The sequence below is a fragment of the Acidovorax sp. SRI_002 genome, assembly GCF_057586455.1.
Window position 1 is genome coordinate 228,708 of sequence record NZ_JBYCZW010000009.1, and the last position, 25,483, is coordinate 254,190.

The 25,483-nt window shown below is 67.1% G+C and carries 21 protein-coding genes and 1 tRNA gene; 16 read left to right on the forward strand and 6 right to left on the reverse strand.

Going from position 1 to position 25,483, the window contains the following annotated elements:
* Positions 1-39: 39 nt before the first annotated feature.
* Positions 40-768, reverse strand: coding sequence for a FadR/GntR family transcriptional regulator (locus AC2YJX_RS23385; protein ID WP_121505524.1), 729 nt, complete (start codon positions 766-768; stop codon positions 40-42).
* 127 nt (positions 769-895) lie between these two features.
* On the opposite strand from AC2YJX_RS23385, the gene AC2YJX_RS23390 reads away from it, so the two are divergent.
* The 8 genes from AC2YJX_RS23390 to AC2YJX_RS23425 all read left to right on the forward strand — a co-directional run bounded on the left by AC2YJX_RS23390 (position 896) and on the right by AC2YJX_RS23425 (position 9,724).
* Positions 896-1,714 carry an NAD-dependent epimerase/dehydratase family protein gene (locus tag AC2YJX_RS23390; RefSeq protein WP_487257412.1) on the forward strand — a complete coding sequence of 273 codons (819 nt, stop codon included), beginning with the start codon at positions 896-898 and terminating at the stop codon, positions 1,712-1,714.
* A 20-nt stretch (positions 1,715-1,734) separates the two neighbouring features.
* Positions 1,735-2,619: an SMP-30/gluconolactonase/LRE family protein gene (locus AC2YJX_RS23395; protein ID WP_487257413.1), complete on the forward strand. Its 885-nt coding sequence runs from the start codon at positions 1,735-1,737 to the stop codon at positions 2,617-2,619.
* Positions 2,620-2,676: 57 nt separating this feature from the next.
* Positions 2,677-3,654 carry a TRAP transporter substrate-binding protein gene (locus AC2YJX_RS23400; protein ID WP_487257414.1) on the forward strand — a complete coding sequence of 326 codons (978 nt, stop codon included), beginning with the start codon at positions 2,677-2,679 and terminating at the stop codon, positions 3,652-3,654.
* A 71-nt stretch (positions 3,655-3,725) separates the two neighbouring features.
* Complete coding sequence (locus AC2YJX_RS23405; protein ID WP_121505528.1) at positions 3,726-4,214, forward strand: TRAP transporter small permease; 489 nt, start codon at positions 3,726-3,728, stop codon at positions 4,212-4,214.
* Positions 4,215-4,430: 216 nt separating this feature from the next.
* Positions 4,431-5,723, forward strand: a complete 1,293-nt coding sequence (locus AC2YJX_RS23410) for a TRAP transporter large permease (RefSeq protein WP_055394338.1) — start codon at positions 4,431-4,433, stop codon at positions 5,721-5,723.
* An 89-nt stretch (positions 5,724-5,812) separates the two neighbouring features.
* Positions 5,813-7,363 carry a galactarate dehydratase gene (gene garD, locus AC2YJX_RS23415; protein WP_487257451.1) on the forward strand — a complete coding sequence of 517 codons (1,551 nt, stop codon included), beginning with the start codon at positions 5,813-5,815 and terminating at the stop codon, positions 7,361-7,363.
* Between the two features lie 287 nt (positions 7,364-7,650).
* Positions 7,651-8,586 (forward strand): DMT family transporter, encoded by a 936-nt coding sequence (locus tag AC2YJX_RS23420; RefSeq protein WP_487257415.1) that lies wholly within the window; start codon positions 7,651-7,653, stop codon positions 8,584-8,586.
* A 10-nt stretch (positions 8,587-8,596) separates the two neighbouring features.
* Positions 8,597-9,724, forward strand: coding sequence for an aldose epimerase family protein (locus AC2YJX_RS23425; protein ID WP_487257416.1), 1,128 nt, complete (start codon positions 8,597-8,599; stop codon positions 9,722-9,724).
* A gap of 176 nt (positions 9,725-9,900) precedes the next feature.
* Here the strand turns inward: AC2YJX_RS23425 and AC2YJX_RS23430 are convergent, their stop codons facing one another.
* Complete coding sequence (locus tag AC2YJX_RS23430; RefSeq protein WP_431150557.1) at positions 9,901-10,836, reverse strand: LysR family transcriptional regulator; 936 nt, start codon at positions 10,834-10,836, stop codon at positions 9,901-9,903.
* A gap of 128 nt (positions 10,837-10,964) precedes the next feature.
* Here AC2YJX_RS23430 and AC2YJX_RS23435 point away from each other — a divergent pair, with 128 nt between their 5' ends.
* The 5 genes from AC2YJX_RS23435 to AC2YJX_RS23455 all read left to right on the forward strand — a co-directional run bounded on the left by AC2YJX_RS23435 (position 10,965) and on the right by AC2YJX_RS23455 (position 17,283).
* Entirely contained in the window at positions 10,965-11,750 is a 786-nt protein-coding gene (locus AC2YJX_RS23435) for an SDR family NAD(P)-dependent oxidoreductase (RefSeq protein WP_487257417.1), read from the forward strand.
* Positions 11,751-12,035: 285 nt separating this feature from the next.
* Positions 12,036-13,556, forward strand: coding sequence for a DegQ family serine endoprotease (locus AC2YJX_RS23440; RefSeq protein ID WP_487257418.1), 1,521 nt, complete (start codon positions 12,036-12,038; stop codon positions 13,554-13,556).
* A 344-nt stretch (positions 13,557-13,900) separates the two neighbouring features.
* On the forward strand, positions 13,901-14,560 hold the full coding sequence (locus AC2YJX_RS23445) for a response regulator transcription factor (RefSeq protein ID WP_487257419.1): 660 nt from the start codon (positions 13,901-13,903) through the stop codon (positions 14,558-14,560).
* A 124-nt stretch (positions 14,561-14,684) separates the two neighbouring features.
* Positions 14,685-16,049: an ATP-binding protein gene (locus AC2YJX_RS23450; protein WP_487257420.1), complete on the forward strand. Its 1,365-nt coding sequence runs from the start codon at positions 14,685-14,687 to the stop codon at positions 16,047-16,049.
* 241 nt (positions 16,050-16,290) lie between these two features.
* A complete protein-coding gene (locus tag AC2YJX_RS23455) occupies positions 16,291-17,283 on the forward strand; it encodes a 2-dehydropantoate 2-reductase (RefSeq protein WP_487257421.1) in 993 nt (330 codons plus the stop codon).
* On the opposite strand, the gene AC2YJX_RS23460 is transcribed toward AC2YJX_RS23455, so the two are convergent.
* Positions 17,284-17,775, reverse strand: a complete 492-nt coding sequence (locus AC2YJX_RS23460; protein ID WP_055394356.1) for an Lrp/AsnC family transcriptional regulator — start codon at positions 17,773-17,775, stop codon at positions 17,284-17,286.
* 89 nt (positions 17,776-17,864) lie between these two features.
* Here AC2YJX_RS23460 and AC2YJX_RS23465 point away from each other — a divergent pair, with 89 nt between their 5' ends.
* Entirely contained in the window at positions 17,865-18,755 is an 891-nt protein-coding gene (locus AC2YJX_RS23465) for an EamA family transporter (protein WP_487257422.1), read from the forward strand.
* Positions 18,756-18,885: 130 nt separating this feature from the next.
* On the forward strand, positions 18,886-19,107 hold the full coding sequence (locus AC2YJX_RS23470) for a hypothetical protein (protein WP_121420983.1): 222 nt from the start codon (positions 18,886-18,888) through the stop codon (positions 19,105-19,107).
* A gap of 38 nt (positions 19,108-19,145) precedes the next feature.
* Here AC2YJX_RS23470 and AC2YJX_RS23475 read toward each other — a convergent pair whose 3' ends face one another.
* Positions 19,146-19,973 (reverse strand): hypothetical protein, encoded by an 828-nt coding sequence (locus AC2YJX_RS23475; protein WP_121505538.1) that lies wholly within the window; start codon positions 19,971-19,973, stop codon positions 19,146-19,148.
* 449 nt (positions 19,974-20,422) lie between these two features.
* Between AC2YJX_RS23475 and AC2YJX_RS23480 the strand changes: the two genes are divergently transcribed.
* The gene (locus tag AC2YJX_RS23480) at positions 20,423-20,800 is read left to right on the forward strand and encodes a hypothetical protein (protein WP_121420981.1); all 378 of its coding nucleotides are present in this window, start codon (positions 20,423-20,425) and stop codon (positions 20,798-20,800) included.
* Between the two features lie 130 nt (positions 20,801-20,930).
* Here the strand turns inward: AC2YJX_RS23480 and AC2YJX_RS23485 are convergent.
* Positions 20,931-21,005 (reverse strand) — tRNA-Arg (locus AC2YJX_RS23485).
* Between the two features lie 55 nt (positions 21,006-21,060).
* Positions 21,061-25,470 carry a translocation/assembly module TamB domain-containing protein gene (locus tag AC2YJX_RS23490; protein ID WP_487257423.1) on the reverse strand — a complete coding sequence of 1,470 codons (4,410 nt, stop codon included), beginning with the start codon at positions 25,468-25,470 and terminating at the stop codon, positions 21,061-21,063.
* Between the last annotated feature and the right edge of the window lie 13 nt (positions 25,471-25,483).

A 25,483-nucleotide genomic window follows, 5' to 3' on the forward strand; every position in this document is an offset into this window, starting at 1 on the left:
TCCCCAGGGTTCATGAAGGAGTGACTCGGCTGGGGTGATTCAGCCCGCTTCGGCCTGCGCGCGCCGCCGACGTTCGCGGCTGTTGGCCAGGTGGGTGCGCATGGCGGCCCGTGCACCGTCGGGATCCTGGCCCACGATGGCGTCGTAGATGCTTTCATGTTCGCCATTGACACGCCGCAAGTACTGCCGGCGTTCGTCGTTGGCCGAGTCCATGGCCGCCAGCCGGGCGCGCGGGATGATCATGCTGCCCAGCGTGCCCATCAGTTCGGCGAAGTGGCTGTTCTGCGTGGCACGTGCGATTTCCAGGTGGAACTGGAAGTCCGCCGCCACCGCGTCGCGGCCCGCATCCACGGCGGCTGCCACGGCGTCCAGCGCCTCGCGCATGGCTTTCAGGTTGGCCTCGGTGCGGCGTTGCGCGGCCAGCGCGGCGGCTTCAGTTTCTACCCCAATGCGCAGCTCCAGTACGGCAATCACGTCACGCAGGGTGCTGAACTGGTCGGGGGTGATCTTGAAGCCGGGCGCCTGCCCCAGCCCCAGCACAAAGGTGCCGATGCCGTGCCGCGTTTCCACCAGGCCAGAGGCTTGCAGCTTGGAAATCGCCTCGCGCACCACGGTGCGGCTCACGCTGAACTCGGCCATGATGGCGGCCTCGGTGGGCAGCTTGTCGCCCAGGGCCAGGCGGCCGTCGCGGATGCGGTCTCCCAGGGATTCGACAAGCTCCAGGGCCAGGGTGCGGGGCTTGCGGCGAAGCGGGGTATCGGTGGTCATTTCTTGGTGTTATCCCTATGGGGCGCCGGGGGCAGAAGCGGTACATTGCTTTTCGTTGTACGACAACTGATGACGTTCAACGGAATCTGTTGCCACTGTACCAAGAACCTCTGCCTTTGTAACCGCCATGCCTTGCCATCCGACGCCTATTCGTTTCCAACGCCTGTTATTGACCGGAGCTGCCGGAGGCCTGGGCCAGGAATTGCGTGCACGCCTGAAAGCCTACTGCACCACGTTGCGGTTGTCTGATATCGCGAACCTGGGCGACGAAGGCGCAGGGGAGGAGCTGCGCCCCGCACGCCTCGAAGACGCGGGCGCCGTGCTCAGCTTGCTGGAGGGCGTTGATGCCGTGGTGCACCTCGGGGGCGTGTCCACCGAGCAGCCCTGGGAGCCCATCCTGCAGGCCAATATCGTGGGTGTCTACAACCTGTATGAAGCGGCGCGCAAGCAAGGCGTCAAGCGGGTGGTGTTTGCCAGCTCCAACCACGTCACCGGTTTTTATCGCCAGGACGAAGTGGTGGGCCCCAACGACCCGGCCCGGCCTGACGGCCTGTACGGCGTGTCCAAAGCCTTTGGCGAAGATTTGTCGCGGTTCTACTTTGACCGCTATGGCATTGAAACCGTGTGCCTGCGCATTGGCTCATCCTTCCCCGAGCCGCGCAACCGCCGTATGCTGGCCACCTGGATGAGCTATGACGACCTGGAGCGCCTGGTTGTTGCCAGCCTCACGGCGCCAGTGGTAGGCCACAGCATCATCTACGGCATGGGCGACAACACCACCACCTGGTGGGACAACACGCTCGCTCGCCACATCGGCTACCGCCCGCAAGACAGCTCCGAGCCCTTCCGCGCCAAGGTTGAAGCCGCCGATCCGCACCCCGACCTGACCGACCCCGCCGTGATCTACCAGGGCGGTCCGTTCGTGCGCACCGGCCCTTTCGAATGAGCGCCCCAATGGAGCCTCGTATGGATCTGCTGCTGTCCGATCACCGCGACCAGGTGGGCGAAAGCCCCGTGTGGAGCCCTGCCGAGCAGGCTCTCTACTGGGTGGATATCGAAGGCCGCAAGCTGCACCGCTGGACCTATGCTGACCAGCAGGTGCAAAGTTGGGACACCGAAGAGCGGCCCGCCTGCATCGCGTTGCATGCGACGGGAGGGCTCATCGCGGGCATGGAAACTGGCGTGTTCCACCTGCAGCCACAGCCCGGCGGCCTGCTGTCTGCCACGCTGCTTGCAGGTGTGGATCACCCCCAGCCCGGCATGCGCTTCAACGACGGCCGCTGCGACCGGCAGGGGCGCTTCTGGGCGGGCACCATGGTGCGCGACATGTCGCTGGCGCAGGCTGCTGGCAGTCTGTACCGCATGGATGCGCAGCACGGCCTGTCTGCACCACAAGTGCAGGGCCTGGTCACGCAGAACGGGCTGGGCTTCAGCCCCGACGGCAAGACCATGTACCTGAGCGACAGCCACCCCAGCGTGCAGCAGATCTGGCAGTTGCCTCTGCACGACGATGGATCGGTGGGCCAACGTTCGCTGTTCGTGGACATGCGCGATCTGCCTGGCCGGCCCGACGGCGGCGCGGTGGATGTAGACGGTTGCTACTGGATCTGCGGCAACGACGCTGGCGTGGTGCATCGCTTTACCCCCGACGGCCGCCTGGACCGGTCCATCGCCGTGCCCACCAGCAAGCCCTCGATGTGCAGCTTCGGCGGCCCGGGGCTGGACGTGCTGTTCATCACCTCCATCCGCCCCGGGCAGCCACAGGGCGATGACGTGGCGCTGGGCGGCGCCATTTTTGCCACCCGCCCAGGCGTGGCGGGGTTGCCAGAAACACCTTATCGGAGCGCCTGAGGACAACAGGCCCCGGGACTCTCCCCATTCACAACACATTCAACCCAGGAGACAACCATGAAAATCCCCCATCTGTTTGGCCGCGTCGCATTGGCCGCCAGCATGCTGCTCGGCAGCCTGGCCGCGCAGGCCACGGAATTCCGCTCGTCTGACATCCATCCCGAGGACTACCCCACCGTGCTGGCCGTGCGCCACATGGGCGAGACGCTGTCCAAAGCCACGGGCGGCAAGCACAGCATCAAGGTCTACGCCAAGGGATCGCTCGGCATCGAGAAGGACACCATCGAGCAGACCAAACTGGGCGCCATCGCCATGACGCGCGTGAACGTCGCCCCCATGAACAACATCTGCCCCGCCACCATGGTGCCCACCATGCCCTTCCTGTTCCGCGACAAGGAGCACATGCGCAAGGTGCTTGATGGCGCGATTGGCGACGAGATTCTCAAGGACTGCGAATCGCAGGGCTTTGTGGGCCTGGCGTTTTACGACTCTGGTGCGCGTTCGATCTACACCGTCAAGAAGCCAGTCAAGACCCTGGCCGACGTCAAGGGCCTGAAGGTGCGCGTGCAGCAGAGCGACCTGTGGGTGTCCCTGCTCGAAGCCATGGGCGCCAACGCCACCCCCATGCCGTTTGGTGAGGTCTACACCGCGCTCAAGACCGGCCTGGTGGACGCCGCCGAAAACAACTACCCCAGCTACGAGAGCTCACGCCACTTCGAAGTCGCCAAGTACTTCAACAAGACCGAGCACTCCATGGCGCCCGAGATCCTGTTGTTCAGCAAGCGCGTGTGGGACACCCTGAGCGCCGACGAGCAAAAGGCCATCCGCGCTGCCGCCAAGGAATCGGTGGGCTTCATGCGCAAGATCTGGGACGAGCGTGAAGAAAAGTCCCTGGCCACGGTGAAAGCTGCGGGGGCGCAGATCGTCGAAATCGACAAGGTCGCCTTCAAGACGGCGATGAAGCCGGTGTACGACAAATTCCTGAAGGACCCCAAGCTCCAGGACATGGTCAAGCGCATCGACGCGGTGCAGTAATCCTGGCATTCCATGCCGCAGGGCCGTGTGTCCTGCGGCAGGTCCCTCTTTCCGTCTTCTGAATGTTCTCTATGTACACGCGTCTTTGCGCCTTCATTGCGCGCTCTTGTCTGCAGCTGGGAGTGGCGGGGCTGGTGCTTCTGGTCTGCGCCGTGCTCTACCAGGTCATTGGACGCTATATCTTCAATAACACACCGACCTGGGCCGAGAGTGGTGCAGTGCTCCTGGTGCTATACGTCACCATGCTGGGCATGGCCGTAGGTGTGCGCGATGCGGGGCACATCGGCCTCGAATCGTTCCTGGTGCTCGCGCCCGACTGGCTGCGCCACAAGCTGGAAATCGTGATCCACGTATTGGTGCTGATCTTCGGCGTGGTCATGGCATGGAACTGCGGCGTGCTCGCCGAGTCCGTGGCGCCCTACAAGATTCCCACGCTCGGTATCTCCGAAGCGTTCAAGTACGTTCCCCCCGCGCTCGCCGGCGTGCTGGTGGCGATGTTCTCCCTGGAGCACATCATCGCCCTGGTCCGCGGCACAGAGGTCGAGCCCGCCTGGCATTGAGATGAACGACACCCCCCTGAGCGCCTGCGGCGCTTCCCCCCGCTCTCGCATGGCTGCGCCATGCGGGCAGAGGGACGCAGCCCTCGCTGCGGGGCGGCCCTTGCTCGGCTGCCCTGGCAGGGGTCACGCCCGCTTCATGCGCCGTGCGGAGATGACCGAAGCGGTCCCTGCATGCGTCCCTCCGCACCCTAATGTTCCAGTAAAGATTCCACCATCATGGCGTTGACCATTCTGTGCGTGACCTTCACGCTCCTGCTGCTGCTGGGCGTGCCCGTGGCGTTTTCCATCGGCCTGTCGTCGCTGGCCACCATCCTGTATGAAGGCCTGCCGCTGGCCGTCGGCTTCCAGCAGATGATTTCGGGCATGAACCCGTTCTCGTTCCTGGCGATTCCGTTTTTCATCTTCGCGGGCGAAATCATGATGTACGGCGGCATTGCCGACCGCATCGTGGTGTTTGCCAAGAGCGTGGCCGGCCATGTGCGCGGCGGGCTGGGCATGAGCAACGTGCTTGCCTGCACGCTGTTCGGCGGCGTCTCGGGCTCGCCCGTGGCCGACGTGTCTGCCATGGGCGCCGTGCTCATCCCGCAGATGAAGAAAGAGGGCTACCACGCCGACTACGCGGTGAACGTGACCACGCACGCCTCGCTGGTGGGCGCGCTCATGCCCACGTCGCACAACCTGATCATCTTCACGCTGGCCGCTGGCGGCAAGGTGAGCATTGCGGCGCTGATCCTGGCCGGCATCGTGCCTGCGTTGCTGCTGACCGTCTGCAACCTGCTGGCTGCCTACCTCGTGGCCGTCAAGCGCGGCTACCCTGCGGGCACGTTCCCCGGCTGGGAGATCGTGTGGATCTCGTTCCGGGCATCGGTTCCCGGGCTGGCGGTGGTGGTCATCATCATTGCTGGCATCTTGTCGGGGGCGTTCACGGCCACGGAGTCCGCCTCGGTGGCGGTGATCTGGGCGCTGCTGCTGTCGGTGTTCGTCTACAAGAAACTCACACGCGAGCAGTTTCTCAAGGCCGCCTCCAAGGCGGTCAAGACCACGGGCACCGTGCTGCTGCTGATCGGCATCTCGTCGATGTTCGGCTACCTCATCGGCCTGTACGGCGTGGCCGAACTCACGGGCGACGCCCTCAAGTCCATGAGCACCTCTCCCTGGGTGATCTTTCTGTGCGTGAACATCATCCTGTTCATCCTGGGTACGTTCCTGGACATGGCGGCCACCATCCTGATCTGTACGCCGATCTTTCTGCCCATCTGCCAGCAGTTCGGCATGAGCACGGAGCAGTTCGGCATCGTGATTTTGATCAACTGCGCGCTCGGGCTGAACACACCGCCGGTGGGCACCACGCAGTTCATTGGGTGCACCATCGGAGGTATCAGCGTGGGTGAAGTGATGAAGACCATCTGGCCGTTCTACAGCGCGCTCATCGTCGCGCTGATGCTCGTGACCTATGTGCCCCAGTTCTCGATGTGGCTGCCGGACCTGGTGCTGAAATCGGGCGGATGAGTGCGCGCCGCCAGCCCCACGCTGGCGGTGCAGAACCCAGAAGTGGAATTGAAGTGAACGACCTGAACCGACCCGCCCTCACCATCCGCATGCACCCGGATGACAACGTCGCCATCGTCGCCAACGACGGAGGCCTTCCTGCCGGCACGGTGCTGCCACCCGGCGTGCCAGGCGCGGGCATCACATTGCGCGACAAGGTGCCCCAGGGCCACAAGGTGGCGCTGCAGGACATGGCCGAGGGCGATGTGGTGCGCCGCTACAACGTGCCCATCGGCTATGCCCTCAAGGCCATCCTGGCGGGAAGCTGGGTGCACGAGCGCCTGCTGCAGATGCCCTCGGCCCGCGCGCTCGAAGGCCTGCCCATGGCCACGGTGAAGCCGCCGGTGCTCGAACCCCTCACAGGCTACACCTTCGAGGGCTATCGCAATGCCGATGGCTCGGTGGGCACGCGCAACATCCTGGCTATCACCACCACCGTGCAGTGCGTGGCGGGCGTGGTGGCCCTGGCGGTGCGCCGCATCAAAGACGAACTGCTGCCGTTGTATCCGCAGGTTGACGACGTGATCGGCCTGGAGCACACCTACGGCTGCGGCGTGGCCATTGATGCGCCCGACGCCATCATTCCCATCCGCACCCTGCGCAACATCAGCCTCAACCCCAACTTTGGGGGCGAGGTCATGGTGGTGAGTCTCGGCTGCGAAAAGCTGCAGCCCGACCGCCTGCTGCCCCCGGGCAGCTTCCCCATCGCCGACGAGCGCGACGCTGCCCTGGGCCCCGAGACGGTGTGCCTGCAGGCCGACGAGCATGTGGGCTTCATGTCCATGCTCGACCACATCGTGCAAAGCGCGCGCCCGCACCTCGAACGCCTCAACGCCCGCCGCCGCGAGACCATCCCGGCCAGCGAGTTGGTGCTGGGCGTGCAGTGCGGTGGCAGCGATGCGTTCTCGGGCGTCACCGCCAACCCGGCCGTGGGCTTTTGCGCCGATCTGCTGGTGCGCGCGGGTGCCACGGTGATGTTCAGCGAGAACACCGAGGTGCGCGACGCCGTGGAGCAGCTCACCAGCCGCGCCGCCACGCCCGAAGTGGCCGAAGCCATCGTGCGCGAACTGGGCTGGTACGACCGCTACCTGGACCGCGGCCGCGTGGACCGCGCGGCCAACACCACGCCGGGCAACAAGGCGGGCGGCCTGTCCAACATCGCCGAGAAGGCCATGGGCTCCATCATCAAGAGCGGCACCGCGCCCATTGCGCACGTGCTGGCTCCGGGCGAAAAACTGCGCCGCGACCAGCGCGGCCTGGTGTACGCCGCCACGCCCGCCAGCGACTTCATCTGCGGCACGCTGCAGCTGGCTGCGGGCATGAACCTGCATGTCTTCACCACCGGCCGGGGCACGCCCTATGGCCTGGCCGAATGCCCCGTGGTCAAGGTGGCCACGCGCAGCGATCTGGCGCGCCGCTGGCACGACCTGATGGACATCAACGCGGGCAAGATCGCCGACGGCGAGGCCACCATCGAAGAGCTGGGCTGGGAGATGTTCCACCTGCTGCTCGACGTGGCGAGTGGCCGCAAAAAGACCTGGGCGGAGCACTGGAAGCTGCACAACGCGCTGGTGCTGTTCAATCCCGCGCCGGTGACCTGAAGTGACACCCCCTGAGTCGCTTCGCGCCTTCCCCCTCTCTCTACGCGCTGCGCGCCACGGGAGGGGGACGCAGCCAGCGCACACAAGCAAAGCGCCGCATCCGCGGTGGGGCGGCCCTTGCGCGGCCGCCCGTGCCTGGGCTGCGCCCTTTGCATGCGTTGGTGGTGGCGCGTAGCGCAACGGATCACTGAAACGGTGGTCTTGCTGGCTGCGTCCTGGGGCTGCAAGCCTCCCCCTCACAGCCCGTCTTTGAACGGGCTGTTTCACTAGAGAGACCAAGAACTCACATGGGACATCCCCGTTTTTCCGACGCCAGGGTCGTCATCGCGCTGGCGCTGCTGTGTTGCCTGCTCTGGGGCAGCTCCTACCCCGCTATCAAGACCGGCTACGCCTGGTTCGGCATCGCCCGCAATGACATTCCCACGCAGCTGGTGTTTGCAGGCTGGCGCTTTCTGGGTGCGGGGCTGATCCTGCTGGCCTGGGCCGTGGCCACGCGCAAGGCCATCTGGGGGCTGGGTCTTGCGGCCGGGAGGCAACTGGTGGTGTTGGGCCTGGCGCAGACCACGCTGCAATACGTGTTCTTCTACGTGGGCCTCGCGCACACCACGGGCGTCAAGGGCTCCATCATGAATGCCACCGGCACGTTCTTCAGCGTGTTGCTTGCGCACTGGGTCTATCACAACGACCGCCTGAGCCACGCCAAGCTGTGGGGCTGCGTGGTGGGGTTTGCGGGGGTGATGGTGGTGAACCTGGGGCGCGGCACGCTGGACATGGACTTCACGCTGCTGGGCGAAGGCTTTGTGGTGATTGCCGCCTTCGTGCTGGCCGCTGCCAGCATCTACGGCAAGCAGGTGTCGCAGCGCATGGATTCGGTGGTGATGACGGGCTGGCAACTGGGGCTTGGCGGCGTGGCGTTGCTGGCCATTGGCTGGGGCCTGGGTGGTTCGCTGGCGGGCTTCACCTGGGGCTCGGCCCTGCTGCTGGTGTATTTGGCGTTGCTGTCGTCAGCCGCGTTCTCGCTGTGGAGCATCTTGCTCAAGCACAACCGCGTGAGCCAGGTCACGGTGTTCAACTTCACGGTGCCGATCTTCGGCGCGGCGCTGTCAGCACTGTTCCTGGGCGAGGCGCTGCTGGAGTGGAAGAACCTGCTGGCCCTGGTGCTGGTGTGCGGGGGCATCTGGCTGGTCACGCGCGATGCTCCCGCTGCATCCGCCACCAAATAGACTCGCAGCCATGGCCTATTCCCTTTCACGCAAAGCGTTTCAGCAAGAGCTTCACGGCCAGCCGACTGACCTCTTCACCCTGCGCGGTGCTGGTGGCCTGCAGGTGGCCGTCAGCAACTATGGCGCACGGCTGGTGCAAGTGGCGGTGTCCGACGGGCAGGGCGGCCTCGTTGATGTGGCGCTGGGCTACGACAGCCTGCAGGGCTACCTGGACGGGCAACTCTCCATGGGCGCCCTCATAGGCCGCTGGGCCGGGCGGTTGCGCAGTGGTTTGTTGACTCTGCCCGATGGCGCACAGCGGCAGTTGCCCACCAACAGCGGCCCCCACCACCACCATGGCGGGCCCAAGGGCAGCCGCTTTCGGGTGTTTGCGGTGGATGACGTGCAGGCCGATGCGCTCACCCTGAGCCACACCTTTCGCACTGAGGACGACGGCGTGCCCGGCATGCTCCGCCTGCAGCTGCGCCTGCACATCACGGCCGACAACGCGCTGCACATGGCGTGGACGGGCGAGGCGCTGGACGCCCCCACGCTGCTCAACATCACCGGGCATGCGTTCTTCAACCTGGCGGGTGCTGGCAGCACCCACGGCCACACCCTGCAAGTGCCCGCCAGCCGCTATGTACCGCTGGCGGCCGATGTGTGTCCTAGCGGGTTGGTGCAGCCTGTAGATGCCACGCCTTTCGACCTTCGCGAAGCCCGCAGCGTGGGTGCCGCCGTGGCGGAGCCCAGCGAACAGCTGTCGCTGGCGGGTGGGCTGGACCACTACTTGGTGCTGGATGACCATGTGTGGGACGAAGAGGGCGCGGTGCGGACGCCACCGGTGTCACCCGTCACGCCCTCGCAAGGCCTGCGTCTTGCGGCGCTGCTGAGCGAGCCCCTCACTGGTCGCACCATGGAGGTATGGAGTACCGCGCCCGGGGTGCAGGTTTACGCAGGCCACGGCCTCAAGGCTGATCCGGTGCGCGACCTGGGGCGGGGCGCAGAGCAGGGCGTCTGGCTATGGCAGCCGGGCGACGGCATCTGCCTGGAGCCCATGGAGTATCCCGATGCGCCCAACCAGCCAGGGTTTCCGGTGCGTTGGCTGGCGCCGGGCGACGTGGTGCAGGGGGCCATCGTGTACCGCTTCACCGGGTGAGGCTGGGCGGGACTTGGTGAGGGTTGCGATGACACTGTTCATGTGACTTTTAAGTGATTTTGGCCTCTAGCGCTTATCCAGTAAGCGCTAGTAGCTATTCAATTAATAGCTGTCGATTCGGTCTCAATCCACTGGAAACCATTGACTGCGCGTAGTCGAAGCGCCGCGCGAAACCTTCATGCGGCGGCAGGTGCGCCATGGGCCTCGCTCTGCAGATGCGCCTGCACCACTGCGGCCAGCCAGTCCATCACCACCCGCACACGCTGGGGCAGGTGGCGCCGGTGGGGGTAGATCAGCGTCACCGGCATGGGCGGGGCAGGGTGGTGCGGCAGCACCTCCACCATCAGCCCCCGATCGATCAGCTCGCGCACGCCCAGCAAAGGCGCCTGGATCAGGCCCAGCCCTGCTGCGCAGGCGCCCAGGTAGGCCTCGGCGCTGTTGACGGTGACACGCCCAGCCATGGGGTGAAACTGCGGGCTGCCGTCGTCGCCCATCGTTTCAAATCCGGCGGACTTGGTGCCCAGCGTGCTCACGTAGTGCACCAGGTCATGCTGCGCCAGGTCGGCCAGTGATTGGGGCGTGCCCTTGCGCGCCAGGTAGCCCGGGCTGGCGCAGCTGGCCACGCGCACCAGGCCCAGAGGGCGGGCCACCAGCCCGGGTTCTGCCACCGGGCCCACGCGGATCACGCAGTCAAAACCCTCGCGCACCAGGTCCACGCGGCGGTCGGTGCTGCTCAGCTCCACCTCCAGCAGCGGGTGGCGGGCCAGCAGATCAGGCAGCGCAGGCAGCACCAGCTGGCGGGCAATGCCGGTGGACATGTCAATGCGCACGCGCCCGCGCAGCGCAGTGCCGTCGGGCTGCTGGAACATGGCCTGCAACTCGTCCACGTCATCCAGCAGATCCTTGCAGCGCTCGTAAAAGGCTTGCCCGTCTTGCGTCAGCTGCACGCGCCGCGTGGTGCGGTGCAGCAGGCGCGTGCCCAGGTGGGCCTCCAGCTGCTGCACGGCCAGAGAGGCGCTGGCTTTGGGCAGGCCCAGCACCTGCGCAGCCTGGGTAAAGCTGCTCAGCTCGGCCACACGGGCAAAGATCTGCATGCGGTCTAAAGGGTTCATTGTTCTTCGTGGATGGACAATGAATCATATTTTGCATGGTTTATCTTTGATTGGCACTCCAATAAAGTTCATCTCCAGCCCCGGTCACGCAGTGTGACCGGGCTTCAGACACTGCAAAGGCCCCTGCCATGACAAGCGCTTCATCCCTTTCTTCAGCCCCCACCCCCGTCGTTTTGATCACCGGCGGCAGCCGCGGCCTGGGCCGCAGCGCAGCGCTGGCCGCTGCACACAGCGGCATCGACGTGGTGCTGACCTACCGCCATCAGGCCGCCGAAGCCCAGGCTGTGGTGGCCGACATCGAAAAGCTGGGCCGCCGTGCTGTGGCTTTGCCACTGGATGTGGGCGATGTGGCCAGCTTCGAAGCCTTCGCTGCGCAGCTGCAGCAAACCCTGCGCAGCCACTGGCAGCGCGAGCGGTTTGACTTTCTGGTCAACAACGCGGGCATGGGCGTGCATGCGCCCATCACCGAAACCACCGAAGCGCAGTTCGATGCGCTGGTCAACGTGCACCTGAAGGGCGTGTTTTTCCTCACGCAGCGCCTGCTGCCGCTGATGAACGATGGCGGCCGCATCCTGAACCTGTCGTCGGGACTGGCCCGCTTCGCATTGCCGGGCTACGCCGCCTACGCGGCCATGAAGGGCGCTATCGAGGTGCTGAGCCGCTACCTGGCCAAAGAACTCGGCCCGCGTGGCATCACCGTGAACGTGGTGGCCCCGGGCGCCATCGAGACTGACTTTGGCGGCGGCGCGGTGCGCGACAACGCCCAGCTCAACGCCTTTGTGGCCGCGCAAACGGCACTGGGCCGTGTGGGCGTGCCGGACGATATCGGCCCGCTGGTCGCTTCGCTGCTGCAACCGGCCACACGTTGGGTGAATGCCCAGCGCATCGAGGCGTCGGGCGGCATGTTCCTGTGAACCAGAGAACACCCCCCTGAGTCGCTTCGCGCCTTCCCCCCGCTCTCGCATCGCTGCGCGATGCGGGCAGGGGGACGCCACCCGTGCGGCGGGGCGGCCCTTGCACGGTGGCACTGGCGTGGGGCCGTGCGATATCAAAGACTGAGGTAGTTGCCGGGCCGTAGAAAACCAGGATGCGGCACCGATACCCGCGGGTTCATGGCTTACCGACTCCGCCTAAGTTTCGTCTAAGTGTCCGTGCCCACACTGCCTTCCATCGCAACCCTGATTGAAAAGGCAGACACCATGAACAACACGCTTGCATCCACTCCCCGCCGCCTGATCCTGGCCCTGGTGGCCGCGGGCGCTGTGGGCGCCACCGGCGCCGGCCTCATCAGCGGGCACCAGGCCCGCGCGGTCACACCCTCCACGCCCATCGTGGCGCAGACGGCCATGGCCCCGGGCGGTGCGCTGCCCAGCTTTGCGCAGATCACCGCGCAGAACGGCCCGGCCGTGGTCAACATCAGCGTCACGGGCAGCACCAAGACGGCGATGGCCAACGATGACGACGATGACGAGCAACCCGCTGCCCGCCAGGGCCGTGGCCCGCAGATCGACCCAAACGATCCGTTTTACGAATTCTTTCGCCAGTTCGGTTTCCCCGGCGCGGGCCCGCAAGGCCAGCCCAACGTACCCACCCATGGCCAGGGCTCGGGTTTCATCGTCAGCCCTGATGGCCTGGTGCTGACCAATGCCCACGTGGTCAAAGGCGCGAGCGAAGTGGTCGTCAAGCTCACTGACCGGCGCGAGTTCCGCGCCAAGGTGCTGGGCGCCGACCCCAAGACCGACGTGGCCGTGCTCAAGATCGACGCCAAGGATCTGCCCACCGTACGCCTGGGCAGCACACGTGACCTGCAGGTGGGCGAATGGGTGCTGGCCATCGGCTCGCCCTTTGGCTTTGAAAACAGCGTGACGGCGGGCGTGGTCAGCGCCAAGGGCCGTTCGCTGCCCGACGACAGCCTGGTGCCCTTCATCCAGACCGACGTGGCGGTGAACCCCGGCAACTCGGGCGGGCCGCTGTTCAACGCGCGCGGCGAGGTGGTGGGCATCAACTCGCAGATCTACAGCCGCTCGGGCGGCTACCAGGGCGTGTCGTTCTCCATCCCCATCGAGCTGGCCGCCAAGATCAAGGACCAGATTGTGGCCACCGGCAAGGTGCGCCACGCCCAGTTGGGCGTGGCCGTGCAGGAGGTGAACCAGGCGTTTGCTGAATCCTTCCAGCTGGACAAGCCCGAGGGCGCGTTGGTCGCCAGTGTCAGCAAGGGCAGCCCGGCCGAGAAAGCAGGCCTGCAGGCGGGCGACGTGATTCGCCAGGTGAATGGCCAGCCCATCGTGGCCTCGGGCGACCTGCCCGCCTGGGTGGGCCAGGCGCAGCCCGGGCAGCAGGCCAAGCTGTCAGTGTGGCGCCAGGGCAAACCGGTGGAGCTGACCGCCACCCTGGGTGACGCCAGCGACAAAGCGACCAAGCAGGCACGCAATGACGACGCCGTGGGCAAGGGCCAGCTGGGCCTGTCGCTGCGCCCGCTGGACCCGCAGGAGCGCCGCGAGGTAGGTGTGGCCGAGGGCCTGGTGATCGAACAGGCGCGCGGCCCCGCTGCGGCGGCCGGTGTGCAGCCGGGCGATGTGCTGCTGGCCATCAACGGCGCGCCCGCCAAGAACATCGAGCAGGTGCGCGCGGCAATGGCCAAGGCCACCACGGGCAAGTCGGTGGCGTTGCTGATCGAGCGTGATGGCAACAAGATCTTTGTGCCGGTGCGTTTGGGCTAAGCGGTCCCAAAGGCTCTCCTGGCGTCGTTGTTCCGTCTTGCCGTACTTTCGGTACTGTCTGCGACGAAACGCGTAGGAGAGGAGGCTGTCGGACTTGGAAATCGTCGGCTGCAAATTGGCCGCAGCGGTCCATTTTTTACCGTCTTTTTGCCCCATAGCTCGGCTATGGGGCTGCAAATCCGGCAAAAACTGTCCTCGCTGGGGCCAATTTTCGCTTCGACGCTCCAAGTCCGACAGCCTCCTGGCCAGAACCGCTGCGCTGAGCTTTGTGGTCCGCTGTGATGCGATGCCTGCACGGGCCACTTCGGTGGCCCGATTGATTTCATTGGCTATGCTTGCCCACCATGCGCCTGCTCCTCGTTGAAGACGACTCCATGATCGGCGAAGCCGTGCAAGACCTGCTGCGCGCCGAGCACTACGCCGTGGACTGGGCGCGCGACGGCGACGCCGCCGACACGGCATTGCGCACCCAGCCCTATGACCTCGTGCTGCTGGACCTGGGTCTGCCCAAGCGCGACGGCCTGGCCGTGCTGCGCGACCTGCGGGCGCGCAAGAACCGCACCCCGGTGCTGGTGGCCACCGCACGTGATGCCGTGGCCCAGCGCATCGAGGGGCTCGACGCGGGGGCGGACGACTACGTGCTCAAGCCTTACGACCTTGATGAACTGCTCGCCCGCATCCGTGCGCTGTTGCGCCGCGCTGCAGGCCGGGCCGAGCCGGTGTATGAACACAAGGGCGTGTGCATCAACCCCGCCACGCGCGAGGCCACGGTGAATGGCGCGCCTGTCGTGCTGTCGGCACGCGAATGGGCGGTGCTGGAGCCGCTGATCGCACGGCCCGGCATGGTGCTGTCGCGCCAGCAGCTCGAGGACAAACTCTACGGCTGGGGCGACGAGGTGAGCAGCAACGCGGTGGAGGTCTATATCCACGGCCTGCGCAAGAAGCTGGGGCCCGAGCTGGTGCTGAACGTGCGCGGGGTGGGCTACCTCGTGCCGAAGGCATGACCCCCCTGAGCGGCTTCGCCGCTTCCCCCCAAGGGGACGACAGCCTTTGCTGCGGGGCGGCCCTTGCTGGCTGCCCCCGCGCAATCTCCCGCCCTGAGCATGCGGCGGGGATGGATGGATAGAGATGAAGAACGTGCCAACTACCTCCTGGCGCAGCGCGCAGCAGTCCATGCTCCCGCGCTCGCTGCGCATGCGTCTGCTGGTGTTCCTGCTGGCCGCCATCGTGCTGGCCGGCGCAGTGCAGGGCGCACTGGCCTACCGGGGTGCGCTGGACGAGGCCGATGCGCTGTTCGACTACCACATGCAGCAAACCGCACTGGCCTTGCGCTCGGGCCTGCCGGTGGATGCGCAAGGGCTGGGCCCGGGCCTGGACCCCGAGGACGAAAACCACGAATTCATCGTGCAGGTGTGGACCAACGAAGGCCTGCGCATCTTTGAATCCGCCGTGGGCGCGGCCCTGCCGCAGATCGCCGTGCTGGGCTTTGCCAACGTGCAGGCGCGCGGCGGCACCTACCGGGTGTTTTCGATGCAAACGCGTTCGCAGGTGATCCAGGTGGCGCAGAACATGGCCGCGCGGCGCGACATGGCCCGCAGCCTGGCGCTGCGCACGCTGGCGCCGCTGGCCATCATGGCGCCGCTGCTGGTGCTGGCCGTGTGGTGGGGTGTGAGCCGGTCGCTGGCCCCGGTGGAGCGCGTGCGCCGCCAGCTGGCGCAGCGCCAAGCGGATGACCTCTCGCCCGTAAGCGACGCGCAGCTGCCCGACGAAGTGCAGCCGCTGGTCAGTGAGCTCAACCTGCTGTTCGAGCGCGTGCAGCGCGCCTTTGACGCGCAGGAGCATTTTGTGGCCGACGCCGCGCACGAACTGCGATCGCCCCTGGCCGCACTGCGCCTGCAGCTGCAGGGCCTGCAGCGCGCGGGCGATGATGCCGCGCGTGCCGTCGCCATCGAACGCCTGTCGGCCGGCATCGACCGCGCCACGCGCCTGGTGGAGCAATTGCTCACCCTGGCCCGGCAAGAGGCCAGCACCGCCACCACCGAACCCGTGGACCTGCGCGCCGCGGCGCAGCTGGCCCTGGCCGACGTGGCCCCCGCCGCGCAGGCGCGCAGCATGGATGTAGGCCTGCTCAACTCCGACGCCGCCACCGTGCCCGTGACCGTGCGTGGTAATGCCGAAGCCCTGCGCATGCTGGCGCGCAACCTGCTGGACAACGCCATCAAGTACACCCCGCCCGGCGGCCGGGTGGACCTGCAGGTGCGCCGCGAGGGTGATGCTGCCGTGCTCACGGTGGAAGACAGCGGCTCCGGCATCGCTCCCGAGTACCGTGAGCGCGTGATGCAGCGTTTTGTGCGCGAAACCTCGGAAGGCGCCCCGGGCAGTGGCCTGGGCCTGGCCATCGTGCAGGCCATTGCGCAGGGCCATGGCGCCACCGTGCAACTCAGCGCTTCGCCGCGTCTGGGGGGGCTGCTGGTGACGGTGCGGTTTGGCTGAGGTCTGCTGGTGGAAGGCCCGTTGGGCGCAGGTGCTGTTTGTTGATGATGCTTCTATTTTGATAGCTATTGGCGCTTGATGAATAAGCGCCAGGGGCCAATAAAGCTCAAAATATGAAGGCTGCAGGTGCCTGCAGATACCGTCGCCTCTGCGCCAGGCCCTGTGGGCGTGTCGCCGCACAATGCGCAGGCGCCGCATCCATCGCGGGGCACCGTCTTCCGTTGATCCAGAAAGCATCCGCATGCACTTCATCGTTCTCGGCGCAGGCGCCATTGGTTGTTATGTGGGTGGGCGCCTGGCCGCGCACGGCCAGCCGGTCTGCCTGGTGGGCCGTCCGCATGCGCTGGAGCCCATCGCGTTGCACGGCCTCAAAGTCACGGACCTGGATGGCTTTGAACGCACCGTGCCCGTGTCTGCGCTGCAACTGGCACACACACTGGCCGACGCGGCGCCGGGCCCGGACAGCATCATCCTGCTGTGCGTCAAAAGCGGCGCCACCGAATCCGCTGCGCGCGAACTGGCCGACGCCTGTGCGCCGGGAACGCCCGTCATCTCGCTGCAAAACGGCGTGGACAACGTGGCCCGTGTCACAGCCCGGGCGCTGGGCCTGAGTGTTCTGGCGGGCATGGTGCCTTACAACGTGGTGCTGCGCGGCGCCCAGGTGCACCGTGCCACCGCGGGCCATTTGCAACTGCAGCGTGATGCCGTCACCGAACGCATCGCGCCGGTCTTCAACGCTGCAGGCCTGGCCACCGTGTTGCCCGCCGACATCCGTGCGGTGCAGTGGGGCAAGCTGCTGCTCAACCTCAACAACCCGGTCAATGCGCTGTCCGACCTGCCTCTGCGGCAAGAGCTGCTCGACCGCGACTGCCGCCGCGTCTTTGCTGCCCTGCAAACCGAGGCGCTGCGTGTGATGGCGCGCGCAGGCATCGCACCCGCCCAGGTCACCGCCGTGTCGCCCACGCTGCTGCCCCATGTGCTGCGCCTGCCCAACTGGCTCTTCACCCGGCTGGCAAAACGCATGCTGCAGATCGACGCCAAGGCGCGCTCGTCGATGTGGGACGACCTGGAAGCCGGGCGTGTGACCGAGATTGATGCACTCAGCGGGGCTGTGGTGAGGCTGGCGGCTCAGCAGGGCATGGAGGCGCCGCTGAATGCGCGCATGTGCGAACTGCTGGGCGGCCCGCGCCAGCGCCTCACGGGCGCGCAGTTGCGCAGGGCGTTGGGGCTGTAGTCAGGCAGTTGGAAGCGCGTGGTCCAGCGGCACACGCAGCCCGGTCTTCAGGCTGGCCAGTGCGACCGACGTTCTGAACCGCTTGATGTTGTCATCCCCCTCAAACAGCCGCTGCGTCAGCCCCTCGTAGTCTTCCATCGACGCCACGTTCACCACCAGCAGGTAGTCCGCCTCGCCCGTCACGCTGTAGCACTGCTGCACCGCGTCTTCGCTGGCAATGCGCGCGCGCAGCGGGGCGGTGCGGTCGGGGCGCTCGTTTTCGAGGTGCACCTCCAGCACGATGGTCAGCGGTTTGCCCACTTTCACCGGGTCCAGCACCGCCACGTTGGCGCGGATCACGCCGCTGTCTTTCAGCCGCTGGATGCGTCGCTGCACAGCGGGTGCCGACAGGTTGACCGCCTGCGCAATCACGCGCTGGGGTGTGGTGTTGTCTGTCTGCAGGATGTCCAGGATGGCGATGTCAAAGCGGTCGAGTGCTGGGGTGGCGGGCATGGGGCGCCTCGTGGTGGTGAGCGAAAGTTGCACGCGGGCCCTGAAAATCGAGCAAAAAGCACGCATGGGTCACACTATATTTTCAACCCATGAGCGCTTCCCTTCTGCACCGTTTTTTCCCCTTTCTGGCCGTTCTGGGCTCCGTCACCGCGTTGGGCATTGGTACCTCCTGGGCCAAGCACTGGCTGTTTCCGGTGGTGGGCGCGCAGGGCACCACTGCCGTGCGCGTGGGCTTTTCGGCGTTGCTGGTGCTGTTGCTGTGGCGGCCGTGGCGCTGGCATCTGTCGCGGGCCGATGCGCGTGCCGTCATGTTGTACGGCGCGGCGCTGGGGGGCATGAACCTAATGTTCTACATGTCGCTGCGTACCCTGCCATTTGGGCTGGCGGTGGCCATCGAGTTCTCAGGGCCGCTGGCGGTGGCGATCTGGTCTTCGCGGCGCGCCGTGGATTTTGTGTGGGTGGCGCTGGCCATGGCCGGGTTGGGCATGCTGCTGCCGCTGGGTTTGAACGGCAGCACGCTGGACCTCGTGGGAGTTTTGTATGCCCTAGGCGCGGCGGTGTTCTGGGCGCTGTACATCGTGTTCGGCAAGCGCGCCGGGCACCTGCACGCCGGGCACACGGTGTCGCTGGGCCTCCTGGTGGCGGCGCTGGTGGTGGTGCCGGTGGGCGTGGTGCATGCGGGCGCTGCGCTGCTGTCGCCCACCGTGCTGCTCATCGGGCTGGCGGTGGCGGCAGTGTCCAGCGCCATTCCGATCTCGCTTGAGATGATGGCCTTGAAGCGCCTGCCCAAGGAGGCCTTCGGCATCATGATCAGCATGGAGCCTGCGGTGGCTGCCGTGCTGGCCTTGCTACTGCTGGGCGAGCATCTGAGCGTCATCCAGTGGCTGGCCATTGGCTGCATCGTGGCGGCGTCCATGGGCAGTGCGATGACTGCTGGTCGGCCCTCTGGCGCCGACCGCGCAGCGCCTCAGGCGGCCTGAAATCGCGCACCGCCTGGGCATGTCCAGACCTCCGGGATGGCCGTCACGCTGACACCCGGCCGTCGGCAAAGGATGACACGCACAGAGCGTGCTCCGTGGCCAGAATGGGTCTATCTCACAGGAGCCGCCCATGATGCGCACTTCGCCGTTGCCACAATCCAAGGTCGCTGAGGCTGAACGCAAGGTCAGCGCCATCCTGGCCGACCTGGAAGAAACGACCCATTCAGAGGTCAAGGACATCGCTTTGGAAGACGTGGTGGAAACCGACGCCGCTAGCGGCCAGCCAGCCGTGCACCAGAGCGTCGACATCACCGTACAGCCGCGCGCGCAGCGCAAGTGGCTCACCAAATAACGCAAAAGCCCGAGGCCCTTGGCTGGGCTGCCAGCCGGTCAACCGGCGGTAGGTCGGCCGCCTTGGCGCAGCTGCAACACCCGCGCAATGAGGTTGGCATACCCTTCGTCTGCCTGCGCCAGCAGCGGCAAACCTGTCTCGCGCACGGCATGGTCCACCGCGTCGGTCCATGCGGGCGTACCGGGCGCCGCCTGTGCGCTGGCCATTGCACCCAACACCAGTTCTTGCCCCCAGAAGTACACCTGGTCAGCGTGCACGTTGGCCTGCATGCGCTGCACCTCCGCCAGGGTTTGTGGCTCCGCCAGGTACAGCCAGATGTCTGCGTACAGAAAGTCAACGGGCGCGCCCTGGGGTTGCCACTGCAGCGCGTCGGCCTGCACCAGCTCTACCTTGCGCGCTGCAGACTCCGGCAGCCCCTCCAGCACGCGGCAACGGCCAAACAGCTCCAGCACATCCCCATCCCGCTCCACCACGGTCACGCGCTCCACCGTGGGCTGCAGCGCGATGTTGGCCGCCACCCAGCCCATGCCCAGGCCCATCACGACCGTGTGGCCCCGCGCATGGCGGCAGGCCAGTTCCTGGCTTTCCACTTCCATCGGCGACAGCGACATCCAGGTTTCCCACCCGCCCGCAGCGCTCTGGCGCATCAGCACTGTCGAGCCCGAGGTGACACACGGGCCGCTGTGGTAACCACGGTCCAGCCCCACCCCAGTGCGCTTCATCTGCCACGGCCCCACGGCCCCATCGGGGTATTGCGGCATGTGCCAGTGCGGGGAAAAAACGGGAATCCCCAGCGCCTGTGCCAGTGCGCTGGCGGAGGGCTGTGGGGCAAAGGGAAGGATGGAGGGGGAAGGGGATGCCGACATGGGGTGATCTTAGAACCTGTTCAAGCTCTTTTCGGGGATCGCATTGGAGTGCAATCGGGATGAGTGGATGCAACGGATGCGCCGCATGGGCTTGTGCCCATGCAAGCAGCCGGGGCTTCCAATCGCCCGATTTCACTCCAACCCTTCGGGCAAGTGCCTTGCCGGGCGGTCTGCAGCGTTGCGGCGCTTGCCAATAGCCGAGCTATTGGCTACGCACCGCGCCTTGCATCCTATCCCGGCAAGGTACTTGTGCGACCCCGAAAAGAGCTTGAACAGGTTCTTAGGTGGGCAAGTGGCGTATTGACTTGAGAAGCTGTGCGTCTGCGTCGGCACCGGGCATTGTCCGACAGCCTCACGGTCTGCAGGATGGCGCACACGGCGCTGAGTGGACCCTAAAAGAGAGGGAGATGAAACCGTTTTGTTTTGTCACCCCCTTCCAGGAGACGCACATGCATCCATCCACACTCCCTCATCCGGCCACCCCACCGGTGGATGAAGACCTGGCCGACCAAGCCCGCCCTGGCTACGGCATCCCGTCGCAAGACCCACGACCTGGCGCCCAGACCGCCCTGGAGCCCGAAGACGCAGAGCGCGAGGCCCACTCCGTGCTGGTGGGCGGCGGCATGATGGCGGGCGCGGCTGCCGGGGCGGCCGTGGGCGTTGCTGTCGCCGGCCCGGTGGGCGTAGTCGTTGGAGGCACCTTGGGCGGCATTGCGGGTGCGCTGGGCGGCGCGGCAGCGGGTACGGCGGTCAATACCGAAGAAGCTGGTGAGGCAACCAAGGCTACTTCCGACAGCGGCGTGCGCGGAGACGGTTCAAGAAGCTGAGGGCGGCGGGCCTTCGTGTGGCTACAGACTCCACCGCACAAACTGCGAGGAGCCTGCCGTGAAAATGCTTCTATTTTGATAGCTTTCAGCGCTTATCTATCAAGCGATAGAAGCCATTTCGCTATGAATTTGGTCCCCTCGACAGGAATCGAACCTGTATCTAGCGCTTAGGAGGCACTCGTTCTATCCATTGAACTACGAGGAGGCAAGACAGCCGCGCATTGTAGTGGTCACGCGCACGCTTTCTGGCGTGCGCAGCCTCAGTCGTACTTCACCGTGTAGATGATGTCCACTGCGCTTTTCTCGCCCGTCTGCCCGCGCAGCGTGAGGCTGCGGGTAAGGTCGTAAAAGATGTACAGCGTGCCCAGCGTGCCCGACAAGCTGCGTTCGTAGGTCACATACAAATCCTTGGACAGGCGTTTGCCGAAGGTGAGGGCGGCTGCGCTGGCGTCTTCGCCTGTGGTGGCGCTGCGAAAGCCGATTTCGTCCAGGCCAATGCGGCTGGCGATGTTGGCGCTGGTGTTGCCGCCGCCACGGCGGCCCAGCAGGGCCAGGGCGGCCTGCTGCATGACGGCGGCTTCGGCGCCGCCTGCGGAGGCGTTGCGGCCCAGGACCACCCACGAGAGTTTTTCGGCATCGGGCAGCTCGGGGTCGGAATACAGCTTGACGCGCGGCGCCTGGGCGCTGCCAGTGACCTGCACCCCAGCGCGCACGCTGATGTTGGGCCGCAGCGCCAGGATGTCGAGCGAGGGGTTGTTGTAGGGGCCGTTGAAGCGGATGAGCCCCGTCTCCACGTCCAGCATCTGGCCCCAGGCGCGGTAGCGGCCTTCGTCGGTGCGCACTTCGCCGGTCACGCGGGGTGGGGCGCCGGGCACGGCGCTGCTGCGGATACCCACCTCGCCCGTCAGCCGCGTGGTGATGCCCTGGCCGCTCAGGGCAAAGTCGCGCCCCAGGTTCAGGGTGATGGCGATGTCGGGGGGCTTGGCGGTTTCGGCCTGGGCCGCTACCTGGTTGGCCTTGGCGGCGGCCTGGGCCTTGGCCTGGTCTTCGCGGTCCTTGGCCGCAGAGCGCACCACCACGTCGGAGCCCAGCGTGGGCGCGGTTTCGTCGGGCAGGATGATGGTGGCGCGGTCGGTGGTCAGCTTGCCGCGCAGGCTGATCTGGCCTTGCTGAAGCTGTGCTTGCAGCTGGCCCGACACGCTGATCTGCCGGTCGGCCCGCACCAGCACCTGTAGCGCCTTGGCCTCAGCCTGCAGTGACATGGTGATGCCTGACAGGCCCGTGGCTGCGGTGGCGCTGTCGCCCCAGCTCACGCGGCCAGTGGCGGTGAGCGTGCCGCCGTCTTGCGGTGCGGAAGTGCGGTTGCCGCTGAAGCCCGCAATGCGCGCACCGCTGCCGCGCCCGCCCTGCAGGCGGAACTCGGTGATATTGAGCTGGTTGCCTTGCAGCGTGGCGCGCAGGCGGCCGCCCTGCAGGTCTACGCCATCGACCACCGAGCGCACGGCCATGTCGTCGGCGCCCAGCGTGCCGGCCCAGCGCGGCGCATTGCGGGTGCCTGACAAGGTGGCGCTGGCGTCCAGCGTGCCGCGCACGCGCCAGCCGGGCGGGGCCAGGGCCGACCACACGCCCACGTCGGGCAGGCGCGCGCGCAGGGTGCCGGCCAGGGGTGCATCGGGCGCCCAGGTGAAGGGCGAGGAGGGGCTGGCGCCCGCAGCGGCGGAGGCGCCGGGCGCTCCGGGTGTGAGGCGGGTGCTGACGTTGGCCTGCACCTCGCCCGCCCGGTCGCTCGCCCAGGCGAGTTGGGCGCGCAGGGCCTCGCCTTCGATCTCGACGGTAACTTCGGCCTGGCGCACACCGGCGGCGGTGCCTGCCCCTGCACCGGATGCAGTAGCTGATGCCGAGGGGCTTGCCGAGGCCTCGGTGGCGATCACCGCCGCAGCGCCCGCGCCCGTGCCCTGGCCGCTGCTTTGCACGGCGGTGATGGCGGTGGCGTCGCCCGCCAGGATGCGCAGGTCGCCACTGGCGCGGCGCAGGCTGGCGCTGGCACGCAGGGGGCCTTGGGTGTTGTCCACTTTCCATTGCCCGTCCAGCACGATGCTGGTGGCCAGCCCCATGCGGGCCAGCAGCGGCTGGGCAGGGCGTCCTGCGGCGGCCGGGGTGTTGCCCAGGCCCAGCGCGTCGACCCAGGCCATGGGCAGGCCCTGCACGGTGCCCTGGGTTTGCAATTGCACAGGGTTCGCGTCGGTGGCCACGCGCAGGGGCTGCCACCGCAGCACGGCGGTGCCGGGCAGGGGGCCGGTCAGGCGGGCCTGGCCTGCAGTGGCCAACACCACGGTGTAGCCCGCTGTTGGCGAGCGTGTACCGGTGGTGGCGCGTGCGGTGACAGATACGGGCTCGGCCAGTTGCAGCGTCCAGGGGCCGGGGCGTGCGGTGTCTTGTGCCACCAGCCGCAGTTCGCTGATCTGCACCTGCGCCCCTTGCGTGGGTGTGGTCAGCCCGCCCGTGGCGCGGGTTTGCAGGGCCAGCCGCTGCATCTGCTGGGGCTGGGATGCATTCAGCCGGGCTTCGCCATCCAGCGTCAGCGTGGCCTGCGCCAGGGTGCCCAAGAGGCTGGCCTGCACAGCGCGCAGTTGCACGGCTGTGGAACCGCCGCCCTCATCTTTACCGGGAGGCAGTGACAGGTCCAGCAGCGGGGTGGAGAGCTTGGCTTGCAGCTCGAAGGTGGCTTTGTCCGATGGCGGCGTGCCGCCCGCACGGCTGGCGTTGGGGGATGTGCTGTCGCTGGTGGTTGCGGTGGCGGCTTGCAGTTGCCGGGCCGCTGTCTGCCAGCCACCTTTCCATCGCGCGTTCAGTTGCGCGGCGCCTTTGGCGGTGGCGCCCTGCAAGGCTTCTTGCAAACGGGTGCCCACCAGCGGCAGGCTGGCCAGCCAGCGTTGGGTTTGGTCCACGTCGGTCCATTGGACCTGCAGGTCGCCCGTACCCGCCTGGGGCGCCAGGCTGCCTTGGGCGCGCGCTGTGGCGCCGGGCACGGTCAGCGCAATCTGGCCCTGGCCCGACAGATCGCCGGGGGCCACACGCAGGTTGGTGGCTTCAATGCGGGCCTGCAGAGCGTCCAGCAGCAGGCGTTCCAGCTGCAAGGTGCCGCCGGGCTGGGTGGGTGACGGGGGTTGCCAGCTACCTTGGGTGGTCAGCGTGTTGATGCGCAGCAAGGCGGGGCGGTTGGTGGGGGTTTTGCCGGAGGCGGCGGTGCCGGTGGCGCGGATATCTGCCGTAAAGCGCACCACGTCGCCCTGCATCTGCGCGCCCACGCGGCCCGCCAGCGGGGCGGCTGCCCAGGCGGTGTGCAGGGCGTCTGGGCGCAGGTTGCGCAGTTCAGCCTGGCCCTCAAGCGCGCCGGTGCCAGGGGTGTAGCTGCCTTGCAGGGTGACTGCGCCGGTGCCTGTATTCACAGTGGCGCCGGGCACCGTCCAGCGGGTGCTGTCGTAGCTGGCATCGGCTTGCAGGGCGGTGATGGGCAGACGGGCCTGGTCCCACGGGCCTGCTAGTTCGTTGCGCAGCTGTGCCTGCAGGGACCAACCAGTGCCAGCCGTTGCTCCGCTCCCGGTGGGCCCGGCCTGCACGGTGCCATGCAGCCGGGTGGTCGGGGCCTGGGGCCACAGAGCTGCCAGGTTGACGGCACGCAGTGTGGCCTGGGCCGATTGCAAGGGCTGTGGGGACCAGGGTGCCAGCGTGGCCTGCAGGTCGGCCTGCATGGGATCTGCGGCGGGTGGTGGCGGTGCTGCTGGTTTGGCGGTGGGTGGTTTGGCAGGGGCAGGGGGTGGCTGCGTGGGCCCGGCCTGGGCGGCGGTGGGGCTGATGCGCGCCCGCAGCTGTAGCTGCGCTGCCGCTGTGGCCAGCGTGCCTTGCAGGGTAGCGTGTGCACCCACCTGCAGGGCGGTGGTGCCGCCGGGCACGGCGGCGCTCACCGTGCCGTCCACAGTGGCGTTCAGCGCCATGGGGGCCTGGGCCTGCAGCGTCAGCCGCGCGGTGTATTGGCCCTGGGCCAGCGCCACGCTGGCGATGTTGAGGCGGTGCTCGCGCCCGTCAAAGCGGTAGTCGCCGGCCAGGCCCTGGGCCTCCACGGCCGGGGCACCCGCCCATTGGATCTGGTCTACGCGGAACGGCACGCCGATCTGCAAGGGCAGCACCAGCTGTGTCAGGGGCGTGGGTGGCTCTGCACTGGGCTGGCTGCCCAGTGGCGTGATCTGCACGCGTGCGGCATGCACCTCGCCCAGCTCCAGGCGGCGTTGCAGCAACGGGGCCAGCTGCCAGCCCAGGCGGATGTCGGTCACCTCCACCGACAGGCTGGGGCTGCGCCAGCGCAGCCAGCCAATACGCCCCCCGCTGCGCAGTGATCCGGTCACCTCGCGGCTCTCCAGCTGCTGGTTGGCGGGCAGGTACTGCGCCGCGCGCGCCAGCGCCAGGGCCAGCGACGTGCTGCTGCCTGCCCACCACCACACGGCGGCTGCGGCGGCGATCAGCAGCGCAATCATTGCGACCAACAGCCAGCCCAGTGCACGCAGCGCACGGCGGCCACGGCGTGGCGAAGGGTGCTGGCCGCCCTGGTGGTGCGATGCGCCTGCGCTGAAATCGGAGGAGCGTGCGCGGGGTGTCGGGGAGTGGGGGGGCATGGGTGCAGCGCTC

Excerpts from the sequence above, each read along its gene's own strand:
- AC2YJX_RS23390 (WP_487257412.1), top strand. The coding sequence starts at position 896 with ATGCCTTGCCATCCGACGCCTATTCGTTTCCAACGCCTGTTATTGACC.
- AC2YJX_RS23480 (WP_121420981.1), top strand. The coding sequence starts at position 20,423 with ATGCATCCATCCACACTCCCTCATCCGGCCACCCCACCGGTGGATGAA.
- AC2YJX_RS23385 (WP_121505524.1), bottom strand. The coding sequence starts at position 768 with ATGACCACCGATACCCCGCTTCGCCGCAAGCCCCGCACCCTGGCCCTG.
- AC2YJX_RS23435 (WP_487257417.1), top strand. The coding sequence starts at position 10,965 with ATGACAAGCGCTTCATCCCTTTCTTCAGCCCCCACCCCCGTCGTTTTG.
- AC2YJX_RS23465 (WP_487257422.1), top strand. The coding sequence starts at position 17,865 with ATGAGCGCTTCCCTTCTGCACCGTTTTTTCCCCTTTCTGGCCGTTCTG.
- AC2YJX_RS23395 (WP_487257413.1), top strand. The coding sequence starts at position 1,735 with ATGGATCTGCTGCTGTCCGATCACCGCGACCAGGTGGGCGAAAGCCCC.
- AC2YJX_RS23470 (WP_121420983.1), top strand. The coding sequence starts at position 18,886 with ATGATGCGCACTTCGCCGTTGCCACAATCCAAGGTCGCTGAGGCTGAA.
- AC2YJX_RS23405 (WP_121505528.1), top strand. The coding sequence starts at position 3,726 with ATGTACACGCGTCTTTGCGCCTTCATTGCGCGCTCTTGTCTGCAGCTG.
- AC2YJX_RS23475 (WP_121505538.1), bottom strand. The coding sequence starts at position 19,973 with ATGTCGGCATCCCCTTCCCCCTCCATCCTTCCCTTTGCCCCACAGCCC.
- AC2YJX_RS23490 (WP_487257423.1), bottom strand. The coding sequence starts at position 25,470 with ATGCCCCCCCACTCCCCGACACCCCGCGCACGCTCCTCCGATTTCAGC.
- garD (WP_487257451.1), top strand. The coding sequence starts at position 5,813 with ATGCACCCGGATGACAACGTCGCCATCGTCGCCAACGACGGAGGCCTT.
- AC2YJX_RS23425 (WP_487257416.1), top strand. The coding sequence starts at position 8,597 with ATGGCCTATTCCCTTTCACGCAAAGCGTTTCAGCAAGAGCTTCACGGC.
- AC2YJX_RS23440 (WP_487257418.1), top strand. The coding sequence starts at position 12,036 with ATGAACAACACGCTTGCATCCACTCCCCGCCGCCTGATCCTGGCCCTG.
- AC2YJX_RS23460 (WP_055394356.1), bottom strand. The coding sequence starts at position 17,775 with ATGCCCGCCACCCCAGCACTCGACCGCTTTGACATCGCCATCCTGGAC.
- AC2YJX_RS23430 (WP_431150557.1), bottom strand. The coding sequence starts at position 10,836 with ATGAACCCTTTAGACCGCATGCAGATCTTTGCCCGTGTGGCCGAGCTG.
- AC2YJX_RS23400 (WP_487257414.1), top strand. The coding sequence starts at position 2,677 with ATGAAAATCCCCCATCTGTTTGGCCGCGTCGCATTGGCCGCCAGCATG.
- AC2YJX_RS23410 (WP_055394338.1), top strand. The coding sequence starts at position 4,431 with ATGGCGTTGACCATTCTGTGCGTGACCTTCACGCTCCTGCTGCTGCTG.
- AC2YJX_RS23445 (WP_487257419.1), top strand. The coding sequence starts at position 13,901 with ATGCGCCTGCTCCTCGTTGAAGACGACTCCATGATCGGCGAAGCCGTG.
- AC2YJX_RS23450 (WP_487257420.1), top strand. The coding sequence starts at position 14,685 with ATGAAGAACGTGCCAACTACCTCCTGGCGCAGCGCGCAGCAGTCCATG.
- AC2YJX_RS23420 (WP_487257415.1), top strand. The coding sequence starts at position 7,651 with ATGGGACATCCCCGTTTTTCCGACGCCAGGGTCGTCATCGCGCTGGCG.
- AC2YJX_RS23455 (WP_487257421.1), top strand. The coding sequence starts at position 16,291 with ATGCACTTCATCGTTCTCGGCGCAGGCGCCATTGGTTGTTATGTGGGT.